The sequence below is a fragment of the Ruegeria sp. YS9 genome, assembly GCF_024628725.1.
Taxonomy (GTDB): Bacteria; Pseudomonadota; Alphaproteobacteria; order Rhodobacterales; family Rhodobacteraceae; genus Ruegeria; species Ruegeria atlantica_C.
Genome location: NZ_CP102409.1, coordinates 2,611,183 through 2,633,133, shown reverse-complemented (window position 1 = coordinate 2,633,133; position 21,951 = coordinate 2,611,183). Strand labels below are relative to the sequence as shown.

20 protein-coding genes, 1 other RNA gene and 1 riboswitch are annotated in these 21,951 nt (G+C 59.7%); of the genes, 6 read left to right on the top strand and 15 right to left on the bottom strand.

Annotated elements, in window-relative coordinates:
* Positions 1-66: 66 nt before the first annotated feature.
* The 4 genes from NOR97_RS13310 to NOR97_RS13295 form a co-directional block, all read right to left on the bottom strand.
* The gene (locus tag NOR97_RS13310) at positions 67-2,886 is read right to left on the bottom strand and encodes a molybdopterin oxidoreductase family protein (RefSeq protein ID WP_257599394.1); all 2,820 of its coding nucleotides are present in this window, start codon (positions 2,884-2,886) and stop codon (positions 67-69) included.
* Positions 2,887-2,976: 90 nt separating this feature from the next.
* Positions 2,977-3,984 carry a phosphate acetyltransferase gene (pta, locus tag NOR97_RS13305; RefSeq protein WP_170345636.1) on the bottom strand — a complete coding sequence of 336 codons (1,008 nt, stop codon included), beginning with the start codon at positions 3,982-3,984 and terminating at the stop codon, positions 2,977-2,979.
* A gap of 22 nt (positions 3,985-4,006) precedes the next feature.
* A complete protein-coding gene (gene xsc / locus NOR97_RS13300; protein WP_257599393.1) occupies positions 4,007-5,782 on the bottom strand; it encodes a sulfoacetaldehyde acetyltransferase in 1,776 nt (591 codons plus the stop codon).
* A 125-nt stretch (positions 5,783-5,907) separates the two neighbouring features.
* The gene (locus tag NOR97_RS13295) at positions 5,908-7,368 is read right to left on the bottom strand and encodes a PLP-dependent aminotransferase family protein (RefSeq protein ID WP_257599392.1); all 1,461 of its coding nucleotides are present in this window, start codon (positions 7,366-7,368) and stop codon (positions 5,908-5,910) included.
* Positions 7,369-7,501: 133 nt separating this feature from the next.
* Between NOR97_RS13295 and NOR97_RS13290 the strand changes: the two genes are divergently transcribed.
* Positions 7,502-7,810 carry a helix-turn-helix transcriptional regulator gene (locus NOR97_RS13290; RefSeq protein WP_170347301.1) on the top strand — a complete coding sequence of 103 codons (309 nt, stop codon included), beginning with the start codon at positions 7,502-7,504 and terminating at the stop codon, positions 7,808-7,810.
* Positions 7,803-8,834, top strand: a complete 1,032-nt coding sequence (locus NOR97_RS13285; RefSeq protein ID WP_257599391.1) for a permease — start codon at positions 7,803-7,805, stop codon at positions 8,832-8,834. The genes NOR97_RS13290 and NOR97_RS13285 overlap by 8 nt, the downstream gene beginning before the upstream one ends.
* A gap of 55 nt (positions 8,835-8,889) precedes the next feature.
* On the opposite strand, the gene NOR97_RS13280 is transcribed toward NOR97_RS13285, so the two are convergent.
* Together NOR97_RS13280 and NOR97_RS13275 are read right to left on the bottom strand one after the other, a co-directional pair.
* Positions 8,890-9,279: a hypothetical protein gene (locus NOR97_RS13280; protein ID WP_170347299.1), complete on the bottom strand. Its 390-nt coding sequence runs from the start codon at positions 9,277-9,279 to the stop codon at positions 8,890-8,892.
* A gap of 51 nt (positions 9,280-9,330) precedes the next feature.
* On the bottom strand, positions 9,331-10,089 hold the full coding sequence (locus NOR97_RS13275; RefSeq protein WP_257599389.1) for a DUF1013 domain-containing protein: 759 nt from the start codon (positions 10,087-10,089) through the stop codon (positions 9,331-9,333).
* A gap of 131 nt (positions 10,090-10,220) precedes the next feature.
* On the opposite strand from NOR97_RS13275, the gene NOR97_RS13270 reads away from it, so the two are divergent.
* Entirely contained in the window at positions 10,221-10,862 is a 642-nt protein-coding gene (locus tag NOR97_RS13270; protein WP_257599388.1) for a ribonuclease T2, read from the top strand.
* Here the strand turns inward: NOR97_RS13270 and NOR97_RS13265 are convergent.
* From NOR97_RS13265 to NOR97_RS13245, 5 genes are all read right to left on the bottom strand, one after another.
* On the bottom strand, positions 10,859-11,347 hold the full coding sequence (locus NOR97_RS13265) for a hypothetical protein (RefSeq protein ID WP_257599387.1): 489 nt from the start codon (positions 11,345-11,347) through the stop codon (positions 10,859-10,861). The genes NOR97_RS13270 and NOR97_RS13265 overlap by 4 nt on opposite strands.
* Before the next feature lie 288 nt (positions 11,348-11,635).
* The gene (locus NOR97_RS13260; protein WP_257599386.1) at positions 11,636-11,881 is read right to left on the bottom strand and encodes a hypothetical protein; all 246 of its coding nucleotides are present in this window, start codon (positions 11,879-11,881) and stop codon (positions 11,636-11,638) included.
* Positions 11,882-11,961: 80 nt separating this feature from the next.
* A complete protein-coding gene (gene recR / locus NOR97_RS13255) occupies positions 11,962-12,555 on the bottom strand; it encodes a recombination mediator RecR (protein WP_257599385.1) in 594 nt (197 codons plus the stop codon).
* Positions 12,556-12,616: 61 nt separating this feature from the next.
* Positions 12,617-12,970 (bottom strand): YbaB/EbfC family nucleoid-associated protein, encoded by a 354-nt coding sequence (locus tag NOR97_RS13250; protein WP_170347293.1) that lies wholly within the window; start codon positions 12,968-12,970, stop codon positions 12,617-12,619.
* Between the two features lie 421 nt (positions 12,971-13,391).
* Positions 13,392-15,158 carry a DNA polymerase III subunit gamma/tau gene (locus tag NOR97_RS13245; RefSeq protein ID WP_257599384.1) on the bottom strand — a complete coding sequence of 589 codons (1,767 nt, stop codon included), beginning with the start codon at positions 15,156-15,158 and terminating at the stop codon, positions 13,392-13,394.
* 170 nt (positions 15,159-15,328) lie between these two features.
* Between NOR97_RS13245 and NOR97_RS13240 the strand changes: the two genes are divergently transcribed.
* On the top strand, positions 15,329-15,841 hold the full coding sequence (locus tag NOR97_RS13240; RefSeq protein ID WP_170347291.1) for a dual specificity protein phosphatase family protein: 513 nt from the start codon (positions 15,329-15,331) through the stop codon (positions 15,839-15,841).
* On the opposite strand, the gene NOR97_RS13235 is transcribed toward NOR97_RS13240, so the two are convergent.
* The gene (locus NOR97_RS13235; protein ID WP_257599383.1) at positions 15,822-16,241 is read right to left on the bottom strand and encodes a hypothetical protein; all 420 of its coding nucleotides are present in this window, start codon (positions 16,239-16,241) and stop codon (positions 15,822-15,824) included. The two genes, NOR97_RS13240 and NOR97_RS13235, sit on opposite strands and share 20 nt — an antisense overlap.
* 90 nt (positions 16,242-16,331) lie before the next feature.
* Positions 16,332-16,554: riboswitch (cobalamin riboswitch) on the bottom strand.
* A gap of 70 nt (positions 16,555-16,624) precedes the next feature.
* Between NOR97_RS13235 and NOR97_RS13230 the strand changes: the two genes are divergently transcribed.
* Entirely contained in the window at positions 16,625-17,545 is a 921-nt protein-coding gene (locus NOR97_RS13230) for a hypothetical protein (protein WP_306977342.1), read from the top strand.
* A 39-nt stretch (positions 17,546-17,584) separates the two neighbouring features.
* On the opposite strand, the gene rsgA is transcribed toward NOR97_RS13230, so the two are convergent.
* From rsgA to NOR97_RS13215, 3 genes are all read right to left on the bottom strand, one after another.
* Positions 17,585-18,610, bottom strand: coding sequence for a ribosome small subunit-dependent GTPase A (gene rsgA / locus NOR97_RS13225; protein ID WP_257599382.1), 1,026 nt, complete (start codon positions 18,608-18,610; stop codon positions 17,585-17,587).
* Positions 18,611-18,778: 168 nt separating this feature from the next.
* Positions 18,779-18,877: signal recognition particle sRNA small type (ffs, locus tag NOR97_RS13220), an RNA gene on the bottom strand.
* A 39-nt stretch (positions 18,878-18,916) separates the two neighbouring features.
* Positions 18,917-20,704, bottom strand: a complete 1,788-nt coding sequence (locus NOR97_RS13215) for a 5'-nucleotidase C-terminal domain-containing protein (protein WP_257599381.1) — start codon at positions 20,702-20,704, stop codon at positions 18,917-18,919.
* Positions 20,705-20,967: 263 nt separating this feature from the next.
* On the opposite strand from NOR97_RS13215, the gene nudC reads away from it, so the two are divergent.
* Positions 20,968-21,951: an NAD(+) diphosphatase gene (gene nudC / locus NOR97_RS13210; RefSeq protein ID WP_257599380.1), complete on the top strand. Its 984-nt coding sequence runs from the start codon at positions 20,968-20,970 to the stop codon at positions 21,949-21,951.

Sequence of the window (21,951 nt, the reverse complement as noted above, 5' to 3'; positions counted from 1 at the left end):
CCCTCTTGAGCCTGCGGCTCAATTCACCCCCGGGATATTTTTGGCCAGATGAAGTGCGGATCCGGGTCATTTGCCCACCTTCCAGGCCAGGTTCTCAGGGCCGGTTCCGACCGGAGATTTGATCGGGTCGAAATTCGGCTGGCTTTGCGCATCGGCGGGCGCGTCGGTTTTTTCGATTTTGACCTTCAAGTCGAACCATGCCGCCTGACCTGTGATCGGGTCCGAGTTGGCCCAGCGCATTCCATCTTCTTTGGACGGCAGCAATTCGTGAATCAGGTGGTTGAGCAGGAAACCTTTGGTCGCCTCTGGCGCGTCGTCCTGCAAAGCCCAGGCACCTTTGCGTTTGCCGATGGCGTTCCACGTCCAGACCGTGTTGTCGTTCAGCGCGGCCATCTCCATCACAGGCACGGTGATCTCACCGTGTGGGGAGCTGACTTTTGCCCAGTCTCCGTCTTGCAGGTTGTGTTCTCGCATCAGTTTGGTCGGGACATAAAGCGGGTTGTGCCCGTGCAACTGGCGCAGCCACGCGTTCTGTGTACCCCAACTGTGATACATGGCCATTGGGCGTTGGGTCAGGGCGTTGACCGTGAAGCCTTCATTGCCCCGCTGGTCGGTTTCGTACCAGATCGGCAGCGGATCCATGGTGTCCTTGATGCGCTGGCGCAGGTGCTCGGGCGGTTGGCGGTCACCGTAACCTTCGGCAGCCAGCTGGAAACGGCGCATCGGTTCGGAATAGAGCTGGAACAGATAGGGTTGAGGGCTGTCATAGATGCCCATCCCGACGGCCCAGTCCTGATAGGCGGTGTTCCAAGGCTTGTAGTAATCCGCGCCTTCCGGGATATGCGCCACATAAAACCCACCGTTTTCGATATACCGGTTCAGTTGATCCGGATTGACTTCGCCGCGGCCTTCCTTGTCACCGTCCGAACCCCGGAAGCCGGCCAGCGGGCCGATGCCGGGACGTCGTTCGTGGTTGACGATGTAATCTGCGTAGTCTTTCCACTTTGGGCTGCCGTCCTCATTCGTGAAACCCGGCAGGCTCATGCGGTTGGCCAGTTCGATCAGAACCGACTGGAAGCCACGCACGTCACGGTCGGGTTCGACCACCGGCCAGCGAATGGCGTCTGCTGCGGCGTCGGCCTCGCAGATCGGGCGATCCAGCAGAGAGATACAATCGTGCCGTTCGAGATAGGTGGTGTCGGGCAGGATCAAGTCGGCATAAGCCACCATTTCCGAAGAATAGGCATCGGAGTAGATGATGCGCGGGATGACGTAATTGCCGTCTTCGGTCTTGGCCGTCAGCATCTCCATCACACCTTTGGTGTTCATGGAGGAGTTCCACGACATGTTCGCCATATACATGAACAGCGTGTCGATCTTGTAGGGATCACCGGCAGCCGCGTTCGAGATCACCATATGCATCAACCCATGCGCGGACATCGGGTTTTCCCAGGTGAACGCCTTGTCGATGCGTTGCGGTGTGCCGCAGTCGTCCAGCAGCAGGTCTTCGGGACCCCGGGGGAAGCCCAGATGCGGGCCGTTCAGCGGGCGTCCCGGACGCCTGTCGCCATGGGGCGTCGGGTGCGCTTCGACCGGTTTGGGATAGGGTGGCTTGAAACGGAAACCGCCTGGTACCTCGACTGTTCCCAGCAGGATCTGAAGCACGTGCAAAGCGCGGCAGGTCTGGAATCCGTTGGCATGGGCCGAAACGCCCCGCATGGCATGGAAGCTGACGGGACGACCAATCATCTTGGTGTGCTTTTCGCCCCGAAAATCAACCCATTCCTGATCCAGTTCGATCGCCTCGTCAAAAGCGACCCTGGCGATTTCGGCGGCAATGGCCCGGATACGTTTGGCGGGGATGCCGCAGCGATCGGCCACCGCCTCGGGCGCGTGTTCATCGCTGAGGTATTTCTCGGCCATCAGGTGGAAAACGGGGCGGTGCGTTACACCGTCCTTGTCATAGGTCGCCGACAGGTCCGGGCGCACGCCGGGCTTGTCGAATGCGGTTGGCTTGCCCGTCTTGCGATCAATTACCAGCGGCTTGCCGTCCTCGTCGCGCAGGAACAGGCCCTTTTCCGCACCCTCGCTTGCATTCACCAGAACCGGCGCATTGGTATAGCGGCTCAGGTAATCTAGATCGATCTTGCCGGCTTTCATCAGCACGTGGATCAACGATAGGATAAACAGACCATCTGTGCCGGGTGTGATCCCGACCCAGTCATCGGCAACAGCGTTATAGCCCGAGCGGATCGGGTTCACTCCGATCACCCGTGCGCCGCGCGCCTTGATCTTGCCGATCCCCATTTTTATCGGGTTGCTGTCATGATCCTCGGCCACGCCGAACAGCATGAACAGTTTGGTGTGATCCCAGTCGGGTTGACCAAACTCCCAAAACGCGCCCCCCATCGTGTAAATGCCACCGGCCGCCATATTGACCGAGCAGAAGCCGCCATGGGCTGCATAGTTCGGAGTGCCGAAATTCTGGGCCCAGAAACTGGTGAAGCTCTGGCTCTGGTCGCGGCCCGTGAAAAAGGCCAGCTTTTGCGGTGCGGTTTCATGCAGCTCGTTCAGCCAGCCCACAGCAGTGCTGAGCGCCTCGTCCCATTCGATTTCGCGAAATTCACCCGAGCCGCGTGGGCCGACACGCTTCAGCGGTTTGCGCAGGCGAGAAGGGGCGTTGACCTGCATGATCCCGGCAGAGCCCTTGGCGCACAAAACACCCTTGTTGACCGGGTGGTCCCGGTTTCCTTCGATATAGGCAACCTTGCCATCTTTCATGTGAACGTTGATGCCGCAGCGGCAGGCGCACATATAACAGGTGGTTTTGCGGACCTCGTCCGAAACTTTCGGAGACGTTTCAAGGATCGGCTGCTGATGGGTCATTGGCGGGTCCTGTCGGTTGTGTCGGGAGGACTGTGTCACTTTCCTTCCGATTAGAGAACATCGTTCTGAAAACGACGCGAGTTATGGGCATTATTCCCTGATGGCTTGCAGTGCGGTCACGGCGATCATCTGGGTCACATCTTCGGCGCTGCATCCGCGGGACAGATCGTTGGCGGGTCGCGCCAACCCCTGCAAAACCGGGCCGATCGCGGTGTAACCCCCCAGTCGTTGCGTGATCTTGTAGCCGATATTGCCCGCGTCGAGATTGGGAAAGATCATCACGTTGGCTTGGCCGGCGACCGAAGATCCGGGCGATTTGCGATCCCCGACCGAGGGCACGAAGGCCGCGTCGAACTGAAGCTCACCGTCGACTTCGAGATTTGGGGACATTCGGCGCAGTGTTTCTGTGGCCTCGATCACCTTGTCGACATCGGGATGCTTCGCGCTGCCCTTTGTCGAGAAGCTGAGCATGGCGATCTTGGGGTCAACCCGCAGTAGTGCCCGCGCCGATCTGGCCGAGGCGACGGCAATTTTGCTCAACTCGTCAGCGCTGGGATCGATGACCAGACCGCAGTCCGAATAGAGCATTGCCCGCGCTCCGGGCTGAGCGTTTTCCGGCGGGTACATCAGGAAAAAAGACGATACCATTCCGGCATCAGGGGCCATGCCGATCACCTGAATGGCCGCGCGTACAATGTCTCCGGTCGTGTGAACGGCACCACCTACGGTTCCAGTGGCCCGCCCGCTGCGCACCAGCATGGCGGCATAGACAGGCGGTGTTTCAACAGTGGCACGGGCCTTGGTTGCATCGACGCCCTTGTGTTGGCGCAGTTCAAAATAGGTTTGGGCAAATTCCTCGGTCAGGTCCGAGGTTGCCGGGTCGTGAACCATGACGCCGTCAGAGCGAGTGGCATTCTGGTTTTTGAGGGCGGCTTCGACCTCGGCTTGTGGACCGACCAGAATGACATCGGCCAGCCCGGCCTGTTGGGCGGCCAGCGCCCCCGCGACAACGCGGGGATCACTGCCTTCGCATAAAGAAATCACAGGGCGCGAGGCCGGGGCGCACTGACGCAACAGCTCAATGGGTGTCATTGTCATACGCTCTGGCCTCGTCCTTTGATCAAGCTTCCTGAGCTTTCATGTCGTCGGCCGAGATTCCGGCGACGGCGACGGGTTTTTTCATTGCGTCGCGGCGGAAAGGTTCGCCGAGTTCCTGGTTGATCAGGGCCTCGATCAGCGTGGTGATGCCGTTCTTCTGGTCCTCGATCGCCTGGTTCAGCGCCGCGGTCAGCTCGTCCTGGGTGCGGGCCACGACGCCCTTCAGGCCACAGGCCTGCGCAATACCGGCGTAAGACACTTTGGTGTCCAGTTCGGTGCCCACGAAGTTGTCGTCGAACCACAGGGTCGAGTTGCGCTTTTCCGCGCCCCACTGGTAGTTGCGGAAGACGATCTGGGTCACGGCGGGCCATTCCTCACGCCCGATCGCGGTCAGTTCGTTCACCGCGATGCCGAAGGCGCCATCACCGGCAAAGCCCACGACCGGAACGTCCGGGCAGCCGATCTTGGCACCGACGATGGCCGGCAGGCCATAGCCACAGGGCCCGAACAGGCCCGGCGCCAGGTATTTGCGGCCCGCCTCGAAGGACGGATAGGCGTTGCCGATGGCGCAGTTGTTGCCGATGTCCGAACTGATGATCGCCTCTTTCGGCAGCGCCGCCTGAATCGCGCGCCAGGCCATGCGGGGGCTCATCCAGTCGGGCTTGGCGGCGCGGGCGCGCTGGTTCCAGGTGGTGCCGGGATCATCATCCTCGTGGTCCATGCTGCTCAGCTGCTGGGCCCAGCGGGATTTCTTCTCGGCGATCTTCGCCTTGCGTTCTTCGCGGCCCTCGTCGCCCGCGGTATCGCTCAGCTGGTTCAGGATGCCGGTCGCCACCTTGGCCGCGTCACCCACGATGCCCACGCTGACCTTCTTGGTCAGGCCGATCCGGTCGGGGTTGATGTCGACCTGGATGATCTTGGCCTCGGCCGGCCAGTATTCCATGCCATAGCCGGGCAGGGTCGAGAACGGGTTCAGGCGGGTGCCGAGGCACAGCACCACGTCGGCCTCGCTGATCAGCTCCATCCCGGCTTTCGAACCGTTGTAGCCCAGCGGACCGGCAAACAGAGGGTGGCTGCCGGGGAAGGCGTCGTTGTGCTGATAGCCGACGCAGACCGGCGCATCCAGACGCTCGGCCAGTGCTTTCGAGGCCTCGATCCCGCCTTTGGACAGAACCACGCCGGCACCGTTCAGGATCACCGGGTTCTTGGCGTTCGACAGCAGCTCGGCCGCCTGCGCCACGGCGGTTTCGCCGCCCGCGGGGCGTTCGAAATCGACGATGGCGGGCAGATCGACATCGATCACCTGGGTCCAGAAATCACGCGGGATGTTGATCTGGGCCGGGGCGCTGGCGCGCTTGGCTTTCATGATCACGCGGTTCAGAACTTCGGTGACACGGGTCGGATCGCGGACCTCTTCCTGATAGGCGACCATGTCTTCGAACAGCTTCATCTGCTCGACTTCCTGGAAACCGCCCTGACCGATGGTCTTGTTCGCCGCCTGCGGGGTGACCAGCAGCAGCGGGGTGTGGTTCCAGTAGGCCGTCTTCACCGCCGTCACGAAGTTGGTGATGCCCGGGCCGTTCTGCGCGATCATCATCGACATCTTGCCGGTGGCGCGGGTATAGCCGTCGGCCATCATCCCCGCACTGCCTTCATGCGCACAGTCCCAGAACATGATCCCGGCCTTCGGGAACAAGTCCGAGATCGGCATCATCGCAGATCCAATGATCCCGAACGCATGCTCGATCCCGTGCATCTGCAAAACCTTAACAAACGCCTCTTCCGTCGTCATCTTCATGTGGGTGCTCTCCAAACAAGAGTGAGTGAAACCGGGCACTGTGCCCGGCGTTTGATATGGTTTTGGCGCAAGGGTGCGACCTGCGTTAGGGCCAAAACGAAAGCCGGATTAGGTCCAGATGAGGCTTAAACGGCCCGAATTGCATCTGCGATCAGTTTCACGCCGGGCGAGATGCGGTCAGTTGGAATTGAAGAGTAGCCAAGTCGATAGAAATTCTGTGGCCTGTCCGGTCCCGAGAAGAACGGTGCGCCGGGCTCAATGTGAACACCCTGGTTTTGCAGTCTTAATGCCAGTTGAGTTGTGTCGACATGCTCAGGGGCTGACATCCACATTGAAGAGCCGCCGATCACACCCCGCCCAGCCACGGTCAACCCACTTTCCGCGATGGCTTTGTCCATCGCGTCGCGCCGCTCTTGCAAGGCCTTCGACATACGCCGAATTTGCGCGTCGTAGTGGCCCAAGGACAGGAAATACGCCGCCGTGCGTTGAATGTGACCTGGTGGGTGGCGCAGGACCAATGAGCGCAGCGCACGTGCCTCGCGGATAAAAGGTTCCGAGCCGACCATGTACCCGAGTCGCAGCCCTGGAAACAGCGACTTGGAAAAACTGCCGACATAAATCACGCGCCCATCCCGATCCATGGATTTCAGCGCCGGCGAAGGCGCACCCCGAAAGGCCATCTCAAACTCGTAATCATCCTCGACGACCATCGCGTCGAGTTCGCGTGCTCGATCCAGCAATTGGTTGCGGCGGTCGATCGGCATCGTCGCGGTCGTCGGGCTTTGATGGCTGGGGGTGGTAAAGATGACGTCCGCTTCGTCGGGAATCGCCTCGGGAGGCAGACCGTCCCGGTCCACGCTCAAGGGTGTGACCGCGCAGTCCCAATGGTTCAGAAGGCTGCGCAGCGCATAGTAACATGGGTCTTCTATGACGGCCGTGCGATTGTGGGTCAGCAAAATGCGCGATGCCAGCCAGAGCGCGTTCTGCGCGCCCAGAGTGATCAAGATCTCTTCGGGGCGGGCCGCGATGCCACGGCGTGGTAGAGTGTGACGGGCAATAAACTCGATCAACAACGGATCATCCAGATCCACGTAATCTCCGGTCAGTGAATCGAAATCTTTATGCCCCAGCGCGCGGACGGCGCATAACCTCCAATTGGCGTGGTCAAACAAGGTTCGGTCAGCCTGCCCGTAGATGAACGGGTAACGGTACTCTCGCCAGTCGCTGGGTTTTGGCAGAACGTCGCTGTCCAGAAAGCGGCGTGCCAGTGCCTTGTCCCAGTCGACGGATTCGGTGCCGCGCTGGACAGGTGAATACTTGGGGGGGACAGGAGCGTTTTGCGAAACGTAGTACCCGGACCGCCCCTTGGCCGTCAGGTAGTCATTGGCCAACAGTTCGGTGTAGGCCAATGTCACCGTTATTCGGCTGACCCCCAGATGCGCGGCCAGTTTGCGTGACGAAGGGAGTTTTTCTCCGACGTGAAAGCGACCCGACAAGATGCCTTCGGCAATCATCTGCTGGATCTGGGCCTGCAATGTGCCCTGACCATTGAGTTCAAGAAAGAATGTATCGACCGAAATCCCCATGCCTGCTTATAGGGTGGACTTAAGGGCGGGGCAATCTGGACTTACATCGCAGTCACAAAATTTTGTCAGCAGGGTTGACCGAAGATCCCCTTCGGGCTAAATAACTAGAAATCTAGTTTAGTGGAGATAATGGATGTGGGAAGCTGCTGCTGCCGGGTTTTCTGCCATGGGCTCTGAAGCCCGGCTGAAAGTCCTGAAGACGCTGGTCCGGGCTGGCAAAGCCGGATTGACCGTTGGCGAGATACAGGACCGGACAGGGATTGCCCCTTCGACACTGGCCCATCACCTGCGGTTTCTTGCGGCCGGTGGTGTGGTCGAACAGGAAAAGGTCGGTCGCACCACGATCAACCGCGCCAGTTACGACGAATTGAGAAATCTTGCGCAATTCATTCTCAGCGAGTGTTGCGCCGACGAAGTTGGAAAGGCTGCGAACGATGGCTGAGTTGACACAGAACCCGCGCATGACTGCCAAAGGGGTACTGGACCTGATCAAGACGCCCTGGACGCTGATCGTCGTCATTCTTGCGGCAGTGGCAATCCTGGATCCCGGAAACTTGACCGGGGTGGTGACATTCGCTGCCAAGGCTCTGGCGCATACAGGGCAATATATTCTGTTTGCAGTGCTTCTGCTGTCTTACCTCAAGGCGACCGGCGCAGAGGTGATGGTGGCGCGTGCCTTTGAAGGGCGCGAAACCCGGATGATCTTTCTGGCTGCATTGTTCGGTGGTCTTGCACCGTTCTGTTCTTGCGAGGTTATCCCCTTTATCGCGGGTCTTCTGGCCCTTGGTGCGCCGTTGTCCGCAGTCATGGCGTTCTGGCTCAGCTCACCCTTGATCGATCCGCCGACGCTTTTGATTACCGCCGGTGCGCTGGGATGGCCCTTTGCCATCGGCAAAGCTGTCGCTGCGGTTGCGCTTGGCCTGTTCGGTGGGTTCGCGGTTCGGTTGCTGATGCGCAAAGGTGCGTTTGCCCAGCCTTTGCGCGAATACAAGCCCGCCGGATGCTGCGGATGTGGTCCGAAAATGGACGACAAACCTGTCTGGAAATTCTGGCAGGAGCCCGAGCGCCGCGTCCGGTTCCGTTCGGAATTCATGCACAACGGTCTGTTCCTGTTGAAATGGCTTGCGCTGGCTTATGTGCTTGAGGCTCTGCTGGTTAACTATGTGCCTGCCGACCTGATCGCCGGCGTGGTCGGCGGCGAGGGCGTGCTGCCGATCATCGTTGCTGCGCTGGTGGGTATGCCGGCATACCTGAACTCCTACGTGGCGCCGCCTTTGCTGGCAGGGTTGATGGAGCAAGGTATGACGGCGGGTGCTGCCATGTCGTTCATGATTGCCGGTGCTGTCAGTTCCATCCCGGCGATGGCCGCGGTCTGGTCATTGGTCAAACCACGCGTCTTTGCAGCCTATCTGACCCTGGGCGTCGGTGGCGCAATCGTGGCTGGTATCATCTTTCAATTGGTATGAACGCAAAAGCCGCCCGGTGTCACATCGGGCGGCTTTGTTCTTTCGGTTCAGGCGATCAACTGCCGTCGCAGAGACGCGGCAATTTGAACCGGTATCGGGCTTCTCCGCTTTCGACATATACGCGCTTTTCGATACAGGCCGTCGTGCCCACTGTCTGCGAAATCTGCGCATCCGTGGACGTAATCGATGTGGCGGAACCATCCGGCAAGCGGACTGATGCCACGACGCCATTCTTCAGGTCTCCGTTCACCGGAGTTGCAGACAGTACCGGGACGGTCAGGAACGCCTCATGCTCGTGTTCGCCTTCATCCCCCAGCAGGAACAATGTCGTGACGATGGCAATCATGACAACGCCGCCGGCCAGACCAAGCCCCCACGTTTTCAGAAAGGCATAGATTGTGACGGCGCGATGCGGGCCAAATACCGCGGATAGAACATTCAGCATGGCAAGTCCGTGAAAAAAGCCCCAACCGAAATGGCCGAGGCTGTTTGCGTGTTATGTGCGAGGATCTTCTTCTTCGTCATCCGCCCCACCCTTGGGCAGGTTGAAGAAGCTGTCTGCGTCGAGGATCGGCTCGTCTTCTTTCTCGTCCGACGGCTCGTCGGACAGCGAGAAGGTTTCCAGACCTTCAATTGCGGTCGGGATCTTCGGCGCTGCGTCCATTTCCAGCGACTGCTCGGTCGACACCAGCTTGCGACGTTCGTCATCGCTCATCACGCCGCCTTCAGCCGCTTTCTTGGCCGCTGCTTTCTGCACGGCGGTGTCCAGTTCGGACTGTTTGCACAGACCCAGAGCAACAGGATCAATCGGCTGCATGTTGGCGATGTTCCAGTGCGTGCGTTCGCGGATCGACTGGATTGTGGGCTTGGTGGTGCCTACCAGCTTGGCTATCTGGCCGTCGCTGAGTTCCGGATGGAACTTGACCAGCCACAGGATCGAGTTCGGACGGTCCTGACGCTTGGACAAAGGCGTATAGCGCGGACCACGACGCTTTTCCTCGCCAGCGGCCGACGGGTTGAACTTGAGCTTCAGCTTGTGAAGCGGGTTGTTCTGCGCCGCGTCGATCTCTTCCTGGGTCAGCTGGTTGTTGGCGATCGGGTCAAAGCCCTTGACGCCGGCGGCGACGTCGCCATCAGCGATACCCTGCACTTCCAACTCGTGCATTCCTACGAAATCCGCGATCTGCTTGAAGCTGATCGTGGTGTTGTCCACCAGCCATACGGCGGTTGCCTTGGCCATAAGCGGTTTTGCCATCAGCCCGTCTCCTATACATACATCTGTCCCGTCGCCGGAATTCGGCGGCCCCTTGGTTTTTGGGGCAGGTTTCCGTTGTCGGGGAACTTGGCCCGTATATAGTCGCGCAAAGGCAAGAAGGGAAGAGGCGAATGCGCCAAGGGATTATGGGGCTGGTTTTGTGGGTCTTCAGCGCGGTCGCTGCGCTGGCCGAGGGCGAAAAGGCGGGCGAGTTCGACTACTACGTTCTGTCGCTCAGCTGGTCGCCCAACTGGTGCGCGCGCGAAGGTGACGCGCGCGGCTCGGATCAATGTGACGATCGGCATGATCACGGCTGGATACTGCACGGGCTATGGCCACAGTTCCATCAGGGCTGGCCGTCCTACTGCCGTACCCCCGCAAGCCCACCTTCGCGACGCATGACGCGGGAAATGGAGGATATTCAGGGCAGTTCCGGCCTTGCTTGGCACCAATGGAAGAAACACGGCACATGTTCGGGATTGTCAGCGCCCGACTACTTTGCCCTGTCCCGGCGGGCTTATGAAGCGGTCAAGCGCCCTGAGGTGTTCCGCAAGCTGGATTCGTCCGTCAAACTGCCGGCTTCGGTGGTCGAGGAGGCATTCCTGAAGGCCAACCCGGAATTGGAGCGCGACATGATCACGATCACCTGCAAACAGGGCTATATCGAAGAGGTCCGCCTGTGCCTGTCGCGCGATCTTGACCCCGTACCCTGCGGTCGGGATGTGATCCGCGACTGCACAGCCAAGGACGCGCTGTTCGATCCGATTCGCTAAAGCTTTTTGTTCTGACAGTCCCGCGCATAATCCAGCGCCTTGGCGGTCCCTTTTAGGTCAATGGCCATCACCACCTCACCTGCCGGATTGTAGACCGTCATTGTCTTGTTCTGGGCGATGGCGTTCACGAAACTCCGGTCGGTGAAAAACACGGTTGCGCCCGGCACGTCACGTTCGTTGAACCCGATGGCCGTTGCATCATAGCTTTTGCCGTCCAGATCAAAGCGGATCGGATAACTCTCACCCTGCTTAATGTCGCCCCAGGCTTTGTTGTAGACGGCGAAGTACCCGCGATTGTCCAATGCGTCATAGCCCAGTCGCACGACTGAGAGATCCTGATACACCGTCTGGATCAGGCACCCGTTGCCAAGTGCGGGGTCCATCATGATGTTCCAGCCTTCGACGTAGCCTTTGTCAATGAGGTCTTGGGACAGCGCGGAAGTTGCGGTGAAGGCGGCGAAGGTAAGGGCAAGAAGGCGGGTCATATTGTGTTTCCCAGTACAGGAGTGGAATGGTGTCCACGTTACTAGTTAAATGAACCCTGCCAAGCATTTTCTCTGTGGGCGAAATTTCTGATTCAAAGGCCAACGTTGATCATGTCTGAAAAACACAAAAAGAGCTTGGCTTTGTGATGCCTGTATTTGCCGAAGCTAATAGTTTTAAAGGCATGACCCGCCGTACATCGACTTTAATTCGGTGACAACTCCACCTTGGTCTGTCCAAAAGACACGCCAGAAAAGCATGCAGGGAAACTGTTGTTATTCAAAACTGGCTTAGTCTTTTTCATCAAAGACGGAGAACCCCTTCTGTTTTAGATTACGAACTAGCTCCCGCTCATTTAACGGCAGGCGGAACTCAGTGGCTATCCTTCGCGCGAACTCCTTGTCAGCCTCGGAAAAACTGCTAGGCAGCTCTCTTCCGATTTCTGGTGGCAAACGAAACGGTGTAAAAAGCAATAGATGCATGCCAATCACGATAATCAGCACCAATGCGCAGACCGTTACAATGAACTTTCGCATCAAACGCTCAAATTTCTGAAAACGAAAAGAAGAACAGTGGCGGCTGTCTTCAAGGTCCGCAAGGTCAACATAGCATCAACCTATATTTCCTTCCGTGCCCGCAGCGCCGCTGTAATCGTCCCGTCATCCAGATAATCCAGCTCGCCCCCAATCGGCACACCCTGCGCCAGTGACGTCAGGCGGACCTGCCCCTCAAGCTGATCGGCGATGTAGTGGGCGGTGGTCTGGCCATCGACGGTGGCGTTCAGCGCCAGGATGACCTCGGTAATCCCTTCGGCCACAACCCGGTCCTTGAGGCGGGGAATGCGCAACTCGTCGGGGCCGACCCCATCCAGCGCCGACAGCGTGCCGCCCAGAACGTGATAACGGCCTTTGAATACACCGGCACGCTCCATCGCCCACAGATCGGCCACGTCTTCGACTACGCACAGCTCTCCGGTTGCGCGGGCCTCATCGTTGCAGATGTCACAGATATCGGTGGTGCCTACGTTGCCGCAATTCAGGCATTCGCGGGCGGTGATCGCGACCTGCTGCATGGCATCAGACAGGGGCGTCAGCAGCAGGGCACGTTTGCGGATCAGATGCAGAACGGCGCGGCGGGCCGAGCGGGGGCCGAGGCCGGGCAGCTTGGCCATCAGGTCGATCAGGTTGTCGATGTCGCTGTTCGAACTCATGGCCAATCCTGTCTTGCGCCGGAGGGAGCCTCCGGCGGGAGTATTTTGGAAAAGATGAAGCTCAGAACGGCAGTTTGATGTCTGCGGGCAAGCCCATGCTTTCGGTCAGCTTGGCCATTTCTTCCTGCGAACGTTCGGCTGCCTTGGTCTGGGCATCCTTGATGGCGGCCAGGATCAGGTCTTCGACCACTTCCTTGTCATCGCCGTTGAAGATGGACGGGTCGATATCCAGACCTTTGAGTTCACCCTTGGCTGTCGCCGTTGCCTTGACAAGGCCTGCACCGGATTCGCCGACAACCATCATGTTGTTCAGCTCTTCCTGCATCTCGGTCATCTTGGTTTGCAGGTCTTGCGCGGATTTCATCATCTTGGCCATGTCGCCCAGACCGCCAAGCCCGCCGAGTCCTTTCAGCATAGTATTCTCCTGTGTCTCCGTTTGCGCTCTAGATACGGGCAGCAGCCACATGGCACAAGGGTTCTCCCGCCGGTGGGTGGCTGAACCGTTCCGTCCGGCATGTTGACCGGCGCAGGCGCCAGCAGGAACCTACCGCCCATCTGCGACGCCAAATTTTCCAGCAGGCCCGACAAGCGCAGATCGTCCTTGGCGCGCATTTGGTCTGCAACCGAGAGTGATTGAATGGGGCACAGAAACTCTGGGCGGGGTTCGAATGGCCAGGGAGCACCCGGATCAGAGTTGTCACGGGTCACCTTCCGCTGGCCGATGTCGCAACAAACGATCTGAGACATGCAGGCAGAGGGGATATGCGCACAAGTCCCTGCCTCACATCAAGGGTGGATGTGTTCGATTGAAACCGGGGGGGAAGGGCGGCGCGGGGTCAATCTTCCTCGAACGGGTCCCACTCGTCTTCAACCTCGGGAAGCGCTTCGGTCTCGACCTTGGCGGCGCGTTGTTCCGGCGTTTCGATATTGGTGATTCTCGCCTTGGGGAATTGCGCCAGCACAGCCTGAACCAAAGGGTGTTGTTCAGCCTCGGACTTCAGTGCCAGCTCGGCCTCGTCCCGTATTTCTGCAATTGTGGGGGCTTCTCCGTCCGAGACGATCGAGACAGCCCACCGGTTTCCTGTCCAGCGTTGCAAGGCAGAGCCCAGCCGTGGAGCCAGATCCGCCGGTGCCTGGGCGGCGGGTGTGAATTCGATTCGCCCGGGTTGATAGGAGACGAGGCGCACGCCGTTTTCCACCTCGACCAGCAGCTTCACGTCGCGATTGGTCCGGATCAGTTCGACCACGTGGTCGAAGGTCGGGTACCGCGCAAGGGCCGTTTGGGTATCCTGCGCCAAGGCTGCAACCGGCGCACCACCGGCACCGCGAGAGGGCGATGCGAAGGCAGGCGGATGGGCCGCGCCAGCCGGCGCCGGACCGGCGGCGCCCGGTCGGGATATCGAAACGCCGCCATTGGGCCCGCCCGGCGGCAGCGGCGGGGTATCCTGCAATCGCTTGATCAGTTCTTCGGGACTGGGCAAATCAGCCACATGAGTCAGGCGGATAACGGCCATTTCAGCGGCCATCATGGCGTTGGGGGCAGCCGAGACTTCCTCGAGCGCCTTCAGCAGCATTTGCCACATCCGGGTCAGGACCCGCATCGGCAGAGCCTCGGCCATCTGTTGGCCCCGGGTCCGTTCGTCCGGAGAAACCGTCGGGTCCTGCGCCGCGTCAGGCGTGATCTTCACGACGGACACCCAATGCGTGATTTCGGCCAGATCGCGCAGCACCGCCAGCGGGTCCGCGCCTTCGGCGTATTGGCCGCTCAACTCGGTAAGTGCTCCGGCGGCATCGCCGCGCAGGATCATATCCATAAGGTCCATAACCCGGCCACGGTCTGCCAGTCCAAGCATTGCACGAACCTGATCGGCGGTCGTCTCGCCAGCCCCGTGCGAAATCGCCTGATCCAGCAACGAGGTCGCGTCCCGGGCCGATCCTTCCGCTGCTCGGGTGATCAGCGCCAGCGCGTCTTCGGCGATCCGGGCGTTTTCCGCTTCGGCGATCTTGCGCAGCAGGCCAATCATGTCTTCGGGCTCGATCCGGCGCAGGTCGAAACGCTGGCAGCGGGACAGCACAGTGACAGGCACTTTGCGGATTTCAGTGGTCGCGAAGATGAACTTCACATGCGCGGGCGGTTCTTCCAACGTCTTGAGCAGCGCGTTGAAGGCGCTGGTCGAGAGCATGTGGACCTCGTCGATGATATAAATCTTGTAACGCGCGCTGGCGGCGCGATAGCGCACGCTGTCGATGATCTCGCGGATATCGTTGACGCCTGTGCGGCTGGCGGCGTCCATCTCCATCACGTCGACATGGCGGCCTTCCATGATGGCGACACAATGTTCGCACTGACCGCAGGGTTCGGTTGTGGGGCCGCCGGTTCCGTCCGGACCGATGCAATTCATGCCCTTGGCGATGATCCTCGCGGTCGTGGTTTTGCCGGTGCCGCGAATGCCGGTCATGATGAAAGCCTGCGCGATCCGATCGGCCGCGAACGCGTTTTTCAGGGTGCGCACCATGGCATCCTGACCCACCAGATCGGCAAAGGTTTCCGGGCGATATTTGCGGGCGAGAACCTGATAGGCGGGGCTGGAGCTGTCTGTCATGTCTTCTCGTTGGGATTCGGGGCTTGGGCACAGCGTAGTGGCCACCGTTGCCCGCGTCCACAGCGTGGTGTGATGATTTTTGTTTTAGAAACGAGTCGCTTTCGCACTAAACTGCGTTAGCAGATTTAATGACTCATTTTGTAAAGAGTTCTTTGGGGAGGACACGTTTCATGTCGCAGTTGGTGATCTACGCCCTGCAAGTCGGTGGCGGAACGCTGGCACTGACCTCGATGCCCGGACGTGGCGGGGATTATTTCAGCGATCTGGATATGATCGCAGGCTGGCAGCCGGGGCTTGTTGTATCCATGACAACGGATGTCGAGATGCTTCAGGATGGGGCGAAGGATTTCGGCAGCGACATTCAAAGCCGCGCCAGCAGATGGGTTCACCTGCCGATCGAAGATTTCGGAGCGCCGACACAGGCGATTGATGACGCGTGGCCGTCCGTCAGCGCCGCAGCCCGACACGCGCTGTCAGGAGGAGGTCGCGTTTTGGTGCATTGCCGTGGGGGCTGTGGCAGGTCAGGTATGGTTGTTCTGCGGCTGATGATTGAATGCGGCGAACGCGCGGACACAGCGCTGGAACGATTGCGGGCGGTGCGCCCCTGCGCCGTCGAAACGGATGCGCAACTGGCCTGGGCCTCGCAGCGTGCGCAGGCACAGGTCAGTCTGGACTCAGATTGAAATCTGCGCGGGCGCGCAAACAGGTTTTTCGCGGCCGGATCGTGGAAACTTCGATCATCGCGCAGGGTGGGGTTTGCACGACGCCGGATGGCATCGCACTGACCGTGTTTCCGAAGACCAATTCGGCATAGAGGTTCAGGGGCTCAATTGCGGCTTCGGGCTGCGTGCCGCAAAAGACACGAATATTGTCTGATTGCGCGCGGAAAATTGCATGACATCCTTCGGTGCAATGTGACAGCTTGCTGCTGCCCTCAATCTCGAAATCATCACTTGTGGCCGAGGTCGCCTGGGTCATGGCTTCGGATATCGAGCGCGCCAGCCGCGCCAAAGCGGGGCAGGTTTTGCCCGTCCGCTGACATACTGTTGCACTGAATTCATGCGTTTTTGTCTTCCAGATCATCCTGCGCCCTCCGCGCGTGGTGGACAGGATATTTGGGACAGGTGGGACAGCGTGATGCCGTCAGGACCTGCCCGGACACCCCGCCCGAGTTTCGGTTTCGTTTCCGATGGCAGGTCTCCTGACTTGCGGGTCATCGCTTTGCCGACCTTCCCAGCCTTTCGGGCCAGTGGTGTTTTGGCATCGCTTACCGCTTACAGTTGCGGGGGCAGTCGCGGATTTGGTTGTTGCCTGCATGACCAGACATTACCGCACCGTGTTCCCTTTTCATCCCGACCCCTTGTGGAGGCCGGAAACCATCACACAACCGCTAGCGTTTGAGTACGCATCGAGTCAAGCCGATCTTTTGGCCGGACGCTTGGTCATGCTGGATACGATGTAGGTTCATGCATAATGTCGAGGGTGTCGAGGTTCGGAAACCGGATTTACCAAGCGAAAAGCCAGAGATCATGTTGGATACAGAGCAAACGGTATTGACCGAGGAGTTTCGCTTTCCTTCCGGGCAGAAAACACTGTCCGCCCGATTGTATAGCCCGCTGACTTCGCCCGAAATCGTCGTCGTGCTGAACAGTGCAACGGGTGTGCCGCGTGATTATTACCGTCATTTCGCACGATGGCTTGCCGCTGAGAAGGGTATGGCCTGCCTGACCTATGACTATCGGGATTATGGGCATTCCTTGACCGGCCGCCTGAAAGATTCGCGTGCGACCATGGCGGATTGGGCCTTGATCGACATGCCCGCGGCACGGGCGGAAATGCGTCGGCGATACCCGAATGCGAAACACTGGACCATCGGCCATTCCGTCGGCGCGATGTTGGGGCCTGTGCAACCGGATATCGATCTGATTGACCGGATGATCTGTGTGTGTTCGGGGCTTGTGACCCTAAGCGACCATCCGTGGCCCTATCGGGGTTTGGCGGGGTTGTTCTGGTACGGCCATGCTCCGCTTTTGGCCCGAGCCCTTGGCTACCTTCCCGGAAAGGCGATCGGGTTTGGCTCGGACCTGCCGGCATCGGTCTATTGGCAGTGGCGCAAATGGTGTACCGCGCCTTTGAATTATGTGCCTGAAATCGGGCATGAGTTACCTGCGGCGCAGTGGAAGGATTCTGGAACGCCCGTGGATTTGTTCACCTTCGAGGACGACCAGATGGTGCCGCCGGAAGCGGTTTGGCGGCTTGCGGACCTTTACGGCCCCGATGCCAACCGTCACCTGCTGAGCCCCGCCGATTTCGGGTTGCCTGAGGTTGGACATATCGGAGCATTTGCCCGGCGCAACGCAGCGGTTTGGCCGCGACTGATCGCCTGACCAGACGCGGCGCAGGACGGGCCGGGCACCGTCCTGCCATCACCGGTTGCGAAGCTTCTTTTCCTTCATGACGCCACGGACCATCTTGCCGAACGCTTTGTCCCGCGCCCGGGACTGCGCGACAGTTTCTGAGTTGCGCTGATCTTCGCGCCGAAGCTTGCGCCACCGGTCCAATCGAGCCGGGTCAAGCGTGCCGTGGCTGATCGCCTTTTGCACGGCACATCCGGGCTCGGAGTTGTGCTGGCAATCCGAAAAACGGCAGTCCCGGCTCAACGCGGCAAGGTCCGAGAAAACGTCGTCGATCCCGTCCTGAGCGTCCAGCAGGCGCAACGCGCGCATACCGGGTGTATCGATCAACCAGCCGCCGTTGCGCATCCGGTGCAGTGCCCGAGCGGTCGTCGTGTGCCGGCCCCGCGCGTCATCCTCGCGAATGTCCGAGGTGGCGAGATCCTGACCGGTCATGGTATTGGCAAGCGTCGTCTTGCCAACGCCCGACGAGCCAACCAGCGCTCCGGTCTGGCTTTTGGGGCACCAGGACAGAACCTTTTCAACCTCTGCCGGGTCCAGCGCGTTGATCGCCAGAACCGTCAGGAACGGGTCCAATGATTGTACCTGTCCCGTGAAACTGTCAGGGTCCGCCGATGTGTCTGCCTTCGTCAGAACGACGACCGGGTAACACCCGGCCTGATGCGCAAGCGCCAGATATCGTTCCAGCCGGGGCAGGTTGAAATCGGCATTGCAGGAACTGACGATGATCAGCACATCGACATTGGCTGCGATCAGTTGCGTCGCGGCACCTGTTCCGGCGGCGCGCCGGTGCAGCAGGCTGCGCCGGTCGAGCAAATGGCGCACGCGTTTGTCGTCGTCGGTGAGAACCCAGTCACCAACGGCATAGGTGCCGGTTGACTGATCGAGGTTCAGCAACGGGACTTCACCATCCGGGTTCAGCCCGATCAGGCGGTCCCGATGAACGGAAGTGATGCGAAAAGGTGTGCAGGAAGGATAAGCCGCGTGTTGCGCAGCAAAGTGAGAGGACCATCCCAGGTCCGAAAGTGTAAGAAACATTGGTCTGCCTGTCGTCAGAAACAGTACTCCCGACGGATGGCAATCGCTCATCCCCGGGTCATGTGTTCAGGCAGTCAGTCGATACCGTGAGGTCAGAACCGTGCTGCCCGAAGGGTCTTTGCTACAATCATAAAGCCCTCCTGCGGCCAAGGTTCATTAAGGTTCATAAAGTGAGAGGTTGGACATCGACCCAAGCGGGGCTCGTTGTGGCTGCTTCCTTCCGGACCTGACCAGGTTGGCGAGGCGCTCGCCCGCGCCAACCTCTCGACTCTGGATATAGGGAAGGCTTCGGAAAAAGACAACCCGTCAGAGCGTCAGGCGAATGCGCGCAAAACCCTGTTCGTCAGGTTCCAGAATCGTGGGGGCAAACCTCTTCAATTCGTCGACATACTTCAAAGCACCGGGACCGGTCCGAAGAATGGTCGTCACCCCCGATTTCGGCATCAGCGAGAACGGATAAGGTTGCCGGGCCAATGGGTCGGGTGGCAGGCGGTGCGTCATGTAATCCCGCAAAATGTCCCGGATATCCAGCGGGGGCAGATCTATGGCAGGGGCCGATGACACATGCGGGAAATGTCCGCCTCCGCTTGCGCGATAATTATCGAGCGCAACGACAAATGTCTGATCCGGCCGCACGGCTTGGCCCGCGCAAGTCAGATGATGCACTCGCCTGTGGCCGGGATGGATCATTTGCCCCCCGACATCGTAACGCGCCTGTTGCGACGGGTCGATCTGATAGGACAGGCCAAAGATGACATCGAAATTGTATCCCGCCCGATCCCGGTCGAACAGTTCTGCCTCGGCATCGGGGAATTGTTGGTTGAATGCACTGGCTGACATCTCCAACCATTCCAGCAGCTGCGCGCCCGTGATCTGAACCGCGCGCAACTCGTTGGGAAAGACATGCAGGTCCGCCACGTGACGCAGACAGATTTCACCGGGCGGCACGTCCGTGTAGTGTCTGGGGCCAGAGCGTCCGCCGCATTTGGCTGGTGACGCGGCTGACAACAGCGGCAGCTCTGCAAGCGGGGTGCCGTGTAAAAAAGGGCGCAACGCGGCTGCTTGTGCGGCGGCAACAAGCGTCAATCCACGATCCGGCGCACAGAAGCTGAAATAGCTGTGCAATGTCTCCGAGACGTGCGCAACGGGCGCTGCCATGTCCTGACGGGTCTGCTGATGTGCGTGTTCAACCAGATTCGCGATTGCCAAATCTTCGCCAATCGCGGTGCCGTCCACCGAAACCGGGCGCAATTCGGCGTGGCTGTCAACAACACGCAGCCCCGACTGGGGCTGTAGGGTAACGGCGAGATCGATTACTCCAAGATATGCGCCTGCCGAGCCGGGCATGACAACCGGCGTTCCATGCACCAGCCCTTTCACGTAATCCACATTCGGGGTTTGCGCGCCGGTGCGTGCGGGAAGGGTCAGGTGAGTGTGCCCGGCGACCACAGCGTCGATGCCCTCGATCGCGGCCAGGGGAATAACGGCATTTTCAGTGTCGGTCGCTGTGTCCGGGTGTCCAAGCCCGGAATGGGCGAGCGCCACGATCAGATCGCACCCCTTTACGCGCAAAAGACGCGTCAGGGACCGGGCCGCGACAACGATGTCGTCCGCCTCTACGGTTTCGTTCAGATTGTGTTCTTCCCAACGTGTTGTCTGCGGTGGCAGAACCGAAAACACGCCGATGCGAATGGGTACATCCTTGTTTCCCACCGACACGATACGGTCGAGGATCGCAAAACGCTGCCATGATTGTCGTTCTCCGGACCGATGAAGATTGCCGCACAGAACCGGGCACGGGGCTTGCGCAAGGGTCTTGTCCAATGTAGGCAGCCCGAACCCGAAATCATGATTGCCCAGACCAATCGCATCATAGTCCAGCGCCTTGAATGCCTGCATCATCGGGTGGGGTTTGTCGTTCCGAACGGCCCATTCGCCCATCGGCGTTCCCTGGAGCGAATCCCCGTTGTCGAACATCAGTACCAGCGCGTCTGTGGCCTCGTGTCGGGCCTTGCGGATCAGGCTGGCGGTGCGAGTCAACCCAAGCGTTGGGTCTGGTGTGTCCGCGTAATAGTCAAAACCGGTCAGATGCATGTGCAGGTCGGAGGTGGCAAGAATACGAATACGCCCACGGTCTTTTGTGGGGTGAGCCTGCGTCGATGGGTTTTGCTTCACTTTTGTTGTTCTGCTTTTGAATGTGGCAATGGGCTAAAATCATCAAAACGCAGTCTAGATGATTTTTCCGAGGCCGCCATGCGGCTTTTCGGCGGCGCGTCTGTGCGTTTTGCGTCTTGAATTGCCATTGCAACAGGGCCTGAGACATGGCAGCCCTGTGCGCAAGACCAGAAGGAATTCCAATGAAAAAAGCAGAGCAGGTGACTTTCGGCGGCTCGGGCCTGAATCGGGCAGCACATCTTCGTGGGGATTCAGAGAAGCTGTCCGAGATGGCGCGCAACCCTGCCGCGCGATGCATATTGTTGTGGCGAGGCAAGCTTCTGGTCGTGGGCGCGGCGCTGGATCAGCTTGCCCTGACGCAGATGAGCCACCCGCTGGTCAGCGATGGCCCCGGCGGCGTAATCGAAGCACCGGTTTTTCTGGGCCTGAGTGCCGAGGGCGCACCCCTGTTTGCCGCGGATATCTCGGCCTGGGGGGCAGAGGGATTGGATCTGACCGGCCTGGGAGAGTTCGTGGACAGATCCGAACAGCAGCATCCTGATTTGCCCCAAGGACATGTCTTTGCCGAGCTTCGCCGGATCATGGCGCGATTGTCGCCCCGTGATGCTGAACTGGCCGCATCGGCCAAGGCGGTTGTCGGTTGGCACGAAACACATCGCTTCTGTGCCCGCTGCGGCGCAGCCAGTGATGTGTCGCAAGGGGGGTGGCAGCGCAGTTGCCCGTCTTGCGGCGGGCAGCATTTTCCGCGCACGGATCCGGTTGTGATCATGCTGATTACGCATGGGGACAGTGTGCTTATGGGGCGATCCCCAGGGTGGCCCGAGGGGATGTTTTCCTTGCTGGCAGGATTTGTCGAACCCGGCGAAACGCTGGAAGCGGCGGTGCGCCGCGAGGTGATGGAAGAGGCAGGCGTACCTGTTGGCGCGGTGGCTTACCTGTCCAGCCAGCCCTGGCCTTTCCCGGCATCCCTGATGTTCGGATGCGCCGGCGAGGCCCTGTCGCGCGACATCGTGATCGATCCGGTCGAGATCGAAGAGGCGATGTGGGTCAGCAAATCCGAAATGATGCAGGCATTTGCCGGCGAACATCCCCGGTTGTTGCCGGCGCGCAAGGGGGCTATCGCTCATTTTCTGCTTCAGAACTGGCTTGCGGATACGCTGGACTGA

Bases quoted from the DNA above. Each gene is read 5' to 3' on its own strand.
- NOR97_RS13250 (WP_170347293.1), bottom strand. From the start codon at position 12,970: ATGCTGAAAGGACTCGGCGGGCTTGGCGGTCTGGGCGACATGGCCAAG.
- NOR97_RS13310 (WP_257599394.1), bottom strand. From the start codon at position 2,886: ATGACCCATCAGCAGCCGATCCTTGAAACGTCTCCGAAAGTTTCGGAC.
- NOR97_RS13245 (WP_257599384.1), bottom strand. From the start codon at position 15,158: ATGACAGACAGCTCCAGCCCCGCCTATCAGGTTCTCGCCCGCAAATAT.
- NOR97_RS13270 (WP_257599388.1), top strand. From the start codon at position 10,221: ATGCGCCAAGGGATTATGGGGCTGGTTTTGTGGGTCTTCAGCGCGGTC.
- NOR97_RS13290 (WP_170347301.1), top strand. From the start codon at position 7,502: ATGTGGGAAGCTGCTGCTGCCGGGTTTTCTGCCATGGGCTCTGAAGCC.
- NOR97_RS13295 (WP_257599392.1), bottom strand. From the start codon at position 7,368: ATGGGGATTTCGGTCGATACATTCTTTCTTGAACTCAATGGTCAGGGC.
- pta (WP_170345636.1), bottom strand. From the start codon at position 3,984: ATGACAATGACACCCATTGAGCTGTTGCGTCAGTGCGCCCCGGCCTCG.
- NOR97_RS13260 (WP_257599386.1), bottom strand. From the start codon at position 11,881: ATGCGAAAGTTCATTGTAACGGTCTGCGCATTGGTGCTGATTATCGTG.
- NOR97_RS13230 (WP_306977342.1), top strand. From the start codon at position 16,625: ATGCATAATGTCGAGGGTGTCGAGGTTCGGAAACCGGATTTACCAAGC.
- NOR97_RS13235 (WP_257599383.1), bottom strand. From the start codon at position 16,241: ATGATCTGGAAGACAAAAACGCATGAATTCAGTGCAACAGTATGTCAG.
- NOR97_RS13280 (WP_170347299.1), bottom strand. From the start codon at position 9,279: ATGCTGAATGTTCTATCCGCGGTATTTGGCCCGCATCGCGCCGTCACA.
- NOR97_RS13240 (WP_170347291.1), top strand. From the start codon at position 15,329: ATGTCGCAGTTGGTGATCTACGCCCTGCAAGTCGGTGGCGGAACGCTG.
- xsc (WP_257599393.1), bottom strand. From the start codon at position 5,782: ATGAAGATGACGACGGAAGAGGCGTTTGTTAAGGTTTTGCAGATGCAC.
- rsgA (WP_257599382.1), bottom strand. From the start codon at position 18,610: ATGTTTCTTACACTTTCGGACCTGGGATGGTCCTCTCACTTTGCTGCG.
- NOR97_RS13285 (WP_257599391.1), top strand. From the start codon at position 7,803: ATGGCTGAGTTGACACAGAACCCGCGCATGACTGCCAAAGGGGTACTG.
- NOR97_RS13215 (WP_257599381.1), bottom strand. From the start codon at position 20,704: ATGCATCTGACCGGTTTTGACTATTACGCGGACACACCAGACCCAACG.
- NOR97_RS13275 (WP_257599389.1), bottom strand. From the start codon at position 10,089: ATGGCAAAACCGCTTATGGCCAAGGCAACCGCCGTATGGCTGGTGGAC.
- recR (WP_257599385.1), bottom strand. From the start codon at position 12,555: ATGAGTTCGAACAGCGACATCGACAACCTGATCGACCTGATGGCCAAG.
- NOR97_RS13265 (WP_257599387.1), bottom strand. From the start codon at position 11,347: ATGACCCGCCTTCTTGCCCTTACCTTCGCCGCCTTCACCGCAACTTCC.
- nudC (WP_257599380.1), top strand. From the start codon at position 20,968: ATGAAAAAAGCAGAGCAGGTGACTTTCGGCGGCTCGGGCCTGAATCGG.